Genomic DNA, 4,767 nt, shown 5'->3' with positions numbered 1-4,767 from the left:
GCGGGCGGGGGGGGGCGGGGCGGGGGGGCGGGGGGGGGGGGGGGGGGGGCGGCGGCCCCCCCCCCCCCCGCCCCGGCCCGGTCCGCTCCGTCAGAGATCCCTGACCGCGTCGTCGCGGTCACCCGTCCCGAGAGGAACCACCGATGTTTCCCCACCTGACACGACTCCGTCGCCGAGCCACGGCGGCGGTCGCCGGCGCTGCCCTCGTGGCGCTCGCCGTCGCCCCGGCGTCGGCGGCGACCGAGCCCTCGCTCCGCCTCGACACGCCGCGGATCACGGCCGACGGGTCCGTGACGATCACCTATTCCGCCGGCGCGGCGGTCAACACGAAGAACTGGCTCGGCGTCTACCGCGACGGCGTGCTGCCGGGCGGGCCGCCCTCGCTCGACTGGCGCTACGTGCCGGACGCGTCCGGCAGCGTGACCTGGGGCCCGGAGCACCGCGCGGGCTGGACGCGCGGTGCTGCGTCGATCGGTCCGGGTGACTACGACGTCTACCTGCTCGCCGACGACGGGTACGACGTGCTCGCCGGGCCGGTCGACCTGACCGTGGAGGCGGTGCGGCCGGTCGAGCCCGCCGAGCCCAAGCCTGAGGTCGACGGCGTCAGCGAGCTGAACGTGCTCACCTTCAACCTGTGGCACGGTGGCTCGCAGATCCCGGACGGGGCGCGCGAGATCGCCGACGTCCTCCGGGAGACCGATGCGGACGTGACGTTCATGCCGGAACGCAACGACACCCCGGCGGACGTGGCGGCGCTCCTGGGGTACGACCATCTTCTCGCGACCGGCACCGGCATCGTGTCGCGCTACCCGATCCTCGAGACCGGGACGGTCGGCGACCGGTGGTCGAAGGCCGTGCTCGACGTCAACGGCACAGAGGTGGTGGCCTACGGCGGTCACCTCGAGTACCGCTGGTACACGACGTACCTGCCGCGCGGGTACGGCGGAGCGGTCCTCGGCGACTGGCCCGCCGGGTGGGGCACGTGGGACCGGCTCGACGCGCCCGTGACGGACGTCGGCGCGATCCTCGCGGCGAACCTCCAGTCGGGTCGCCCGGCGTCCGCGGCCGCGCTCCTCGACGACGTCCGGGCGGAGCGCGCGGCCGGTCGCCTGGTCGTCGTGGGCGGCGACTTCAACGAGCCGTCCGCGCAGGACTGGACCGAGGCGACGGCCGACCTGTTCGATCACCACGGCGTCGTCGTCCCGTGGCAGACGACGCAGACCCTGCTCGACGGCGGTCTCGTGGACGTGTTCCGCGAGGTCCACCCCGACCCCGTGTCGAACCCGGGCTTCACGTGGCCCGCGGACAACACGCTGTTCCCCACGTCGGAGCTGACGTGGGCGCCGGAGGCCGACGAGCGGGACCGGATCGACTACGTCTTCGTGGCACCCGACGACCGCGTGGCGGTTCACGGCGCCCAGGTCGTGGGTCCGCAGTCGACGATCGTGCGCGACGAGCGCGTCGACGACGACAGCGCCGACGTGATCCTCACGCCCGACGCCGTCTGGCCTTCCGACCACAAGGCCGTCCTGGCGTCGCTGCGGGTCTGCGACGAGGCGTGCCTGCCGAGCGGGGCGCCGGAGGTCGAGGCGGTCGTGCGGTGCCTGGCCGGAACCGCGCACGTGGCCGTACGGGCGACGAACACGGGCGACGCCGCTGCGGCTGTCGTGCTGTCGACCGCGTTCGGCGAGCGGGCCAGCGCGGACGTCGCGCCGGGACGCCATGCGTACCAGTCGTTCAGCACACGGGCCGCACGGGCCGACGCCGGCACCGCGACGGTCACGGCGACCGTGGCCGGTCGGGCACCGGTGACGGTTCAGGAGGAGTACGCGGCGAAGAGCTGCGGCTGACACGCGCCCACCGGCGCCCGTCTCAGGACGGGCGCCGGTGCCGCGTCGGCCCGGTGCTGCCCCGCACGACGAACTCGACGGACGGCAACCGGATCTCGGGCGGCTCCTTCCCCTCGACGAGCGCCACCAGCGTCTGGGCCGCGGCGGTGCCCCAGGCGACCACGTTCTGCCGGACAGTCGTCAGCGGCGGCACGATGTACGGGGCGAGTGGGATGTCGTCGAAGCCGACGACCGAGAGGTCCTCCGGGACACGGATGCCGCGGTCGGTGGCCGCGGAGATCCCGGCGATCGCCATGAGGTCGTTGCCGTAGACGATCGCGCTCGGGGGCCGCGGCAGGTCGAGGAGCTCGTGGGTCGCGCGCGCGCCGGAGCTGCCCGTGAAGTCGGCGGTCACGACGGGGCCCACGGGCAGGCCGAGCTCGTCGAGCGTGTCCTCCCAGGCGCGGCGCCGCGCCTCGGTGTGGACGTAGCCCGGCACACCCATGACGTGGCCGATGTGCCGGTGGCCGAGCGAGTGCAGGTGGTGGACCGCGCGGCGGACCCCGGCTGCGTCGTCCATCCCGATGACGACGTCCGCCTCGGTGTCGGCGTCCTCGGGCGCGACGACGACGACGCTCAGGCCGAGCGCGCCGACGTCCCGGGGTCGGGTGTCCCCGGCCCGGACGTCGGTGAGGAACACGCCGTCGACGCGCGACTCGCGCGCGAGCCGCTCGTAGGCGTCGCGCTCGCCGTGCTGGTCCTTGACCACCTGGAGGACCAGCGAGTAGTTCTGCTCGGACAAGCCGATCTCGACGCCCGCCATGAAGAGCGGGAAGAAGGGGTCGGTGCTGAGGAGCTCGGGCTCGCGCCGGATCACGAGGCCCACGGCCTGGGTGCGCGACCGGGAGAGGGCGCGCGCACGGGCGCTGGGCTGCCAGCCGAGCTCGTCGGCGGCGCGCAGGATGCGCTCGCGGGCCGCTGCGCTGACGCCGGGTCGGTTGTTGAACACGAACGAGACGGCGCTCTTCGAGACCCCGGCGCGCGCCGCGACGTCACCGATCGTCACGCGCTTGGCGCCGGCTGCCCGGGTGGTCCGGTCGCCGGGGGTGAGGGTCGAGTGCTCCGCTGCGTTCACCTCGTCAGGATAGCGCACGGTTTGACCCGCTGTTTAGTCGTCGCTGCACGCGCTGCCGCCGGGGCGATCCTCGACCGCACCTCGGTCTTGAGGCGCTGTGAGCGTTGGAAGTCCGGGCATCCGCAGGGATCGACCGCCGGCAGGTGCCCACCGTGCGCGCGTGCGCCGTCCGGATGTCCACGCGATCTTGACGTGCTTCGTTCAAACCGGTTTAATCGTCGCGTCGACACTGTCAGGACGACGGCGACGGCAGGCCGCCGTGCAGGGGACCGAGGGACGGGGCCGGAGCGACGAGCGGGTGACGAGCCCGGATGAGGAGTTGGGCGCAATGAAGCGTGGCGCACGTATGACAGCGCTGGCGACGACGGCCGCGGTGGTCCTGCCGCTCGCGGCGTGCGGGTCGGGCGGCGACAGCGGTACGGGCGGGTCCGACGGAGGTCTCACGAGCGGACCGATCGACGTCTGGTACTCGACCAACGAGCAGGAGGTCGCCTGGGGCGAGCAGGTGGTCGAGGCGTGGAACGCCGAGCACCCGGACGAGCAGGTGAGTGCTCAGGCGATCCCCGCGGGGAGCTCGTCCGAGGACGTCATCGGCGCCTCGATCACGGCGGGGAACACGCCGTGCCTCGTGTTCAACACCGCCCCGGCGGCCGTGCCCGCGTTCCAGAAGCAGGGTGGCCTGGTGAACCTGTCGACGACCTTCTCCGACGCGGAGGACTACGTCACGGGTCGTTCGGGCGCCGCGGCGGACGGGTTCCGCAGCGCTGACGGGGACCTGTACCAGCTTCCCTGGAAGACGAACCCCTTCATGCTCTACTACAACAAGGACGTGTTCGCGGCCGCCGGCCTGGACGCCGAGGACCCGCAGCTCGAGACGTACGACGACGTGCTCGCGGCGGCGCAGGCGATCAAGGACGCCGGGGCGGCGGACTTCGCGATCTACCCGCCGGCGACCGCGGACTACACGAACGTCAACTTCGACTTCTACCCGTTCTTCCTCGCCAACTCTGGCGGTACGCAGTTCGTCGAGGACGGGAAGGCGACGTTCACGAGCGACGAGGGCCTCGAGACCCTGGAGTTCTGGCAGACGCTCTACGCCGACGGCTTCTCCTCCGCGGAGGCGTACAGCGGGGACATGTGGGCCGGCCCGTTCGCCGACGGCGTCGCCGCGATGGGCGTCGCCGGCCCCTGGGGCAAGGGGCAGTTCGACGGCAAGGTGGACTTCGGCGTCGTCCCGCTGCCGACCGCCGACGGAGCGCCCGCCGACGAGACCTCGACGTTCGCCGACTCCAAGAACGTCGGGCTGTACTCCTCGTGCAAGAACCAGCAGACCGCGTGGGACTTCCTCAAGTTCGCGACGAACGACGAGAACGATCTCGCGCTGCTCGAGGTCACCGGCCAGTTCCCGACCCGTACGGACGTCACCGACCTGGCGGCCGACTTCCTGGCCGAGGAACCCTTCTTCGAGCCGTTCGCGGCGTCCGTGCCCCTCGCGGTCGACGTCCCGACCGTGGACGGGCTCGCCGAGAAGATGCAGGTCTTCCGCGACGCGTGGAGCGGGTCCGTGCAGTCGGGGTCCGGCGACCTCGAGAAGACGTTCGGCGAGGCCGCGACGACGATCGACGGCCTGGCGGGCTGACCGAGAGCGACGAGGCGAAGCACTCATGGTCACCCTCCATGACGAGGACGTGCAGCCGTCCGGGGGGGGGGGGGGGGCGGGGGGGGGGGGGGGGGCGCGCGCGGCCGCGCGCCCGCGCGCGCGGCGCCGGCGCGCTCGGGGGGAGAGGGGGGGGCGGCGCGGCA

The 4,767-nt window shown here is 73.1% G+C and carries 3 protein-coding genes; 2 read left to right on the top strand and 1 reads right to left on the bottom strand.

The annotated features are described in order from the left end of the window. The first annotated feature begins 143 nt into the window (after positions 1 to 143). Positions 144 to 1,850 carry an endonuclease/exonuclease/phosphatase family protein gene (locus ACFWH7_RS15835; protein WP_378217704.1) on the top strand — a complete coding sequence of 569 codons (1,707 nt, stop codon included), beginning with the start codon at positions 144 to 146 and terminating at the stop codon, positions 1,848 to 1,850. 22 nt (positions 1,851 to 1,872) lie between these two features. Here ACFWH7_RS15835 and ACFWH7_RS15830 read toward each other — a convergent pair whose 3' ends face one another. Beyond that, on the bottom strand, positions 1,873 to 2,964 hold the full coding sequence (locus ACFWH7_RS15830; protein WP_378217702.1) for a LacI family DNA-binding transcriptional regulator: 1,092 nt from the start codon (positions 2,962 to 2,964) through the stop codon (positions 1,873 to 1,875). A 346-nt stretch (positions 2,965 to 3,310) separates the two neighbouring features. Here ACFWH7_RS15830 and ACFWH7_RS15825 point away from each other — a divergent pair, with 346 nt between their 5' ends. Then, positions 3,311 to 4,603 carry an ABC transporter substrate-binding protein gene (locus tag ACFWH7_RS15825; RefSeq protein ID WP_378217700.1) on the top strand — a complete coding sequence of 431 codons (1,293 nt, stop codon included), beginning with the start codon at positions 3,311 to 3,313 and terminating at the stop codon, positions 4,601 to 4,603. Positions 4,604 to 4,767 lie beyond the last annotated feature (164 nt).

Source organism: Cellulosimicrobium cellulans, from assembly GCF_042723955.1.
In the GTDB taxonomy this organism is placed as follows: Bacteria; Actinomycetota; Actinomycetes; order Actinomycetales; family Cellulomonadaceae; genus Cellulosimicrobium; species Cellulosimicrobium cellulans_H.
The sequence above is the reverse complement of the archived record's forward strand: the minus strand, read 5'-3'. Positions and strand labels throughout refer to the sequence as shown.

Coding starts and splice junctions, on each gene's coding strand:
- ACFWH7_RS15835 (WP_378217704.1), top strand. CDS start 144: ATGTTTCCCCACCTGACACGACTCCGTCGCCGAGCCACGGCGGCGGTC.
- ACFWH7_RS15825 (WP_378217700.1), top strand. CDS start 3,311: ATGACAGCGCTGGCGACGACGGCCGCGGTGGTCCTGCCGCTCGCGGCG.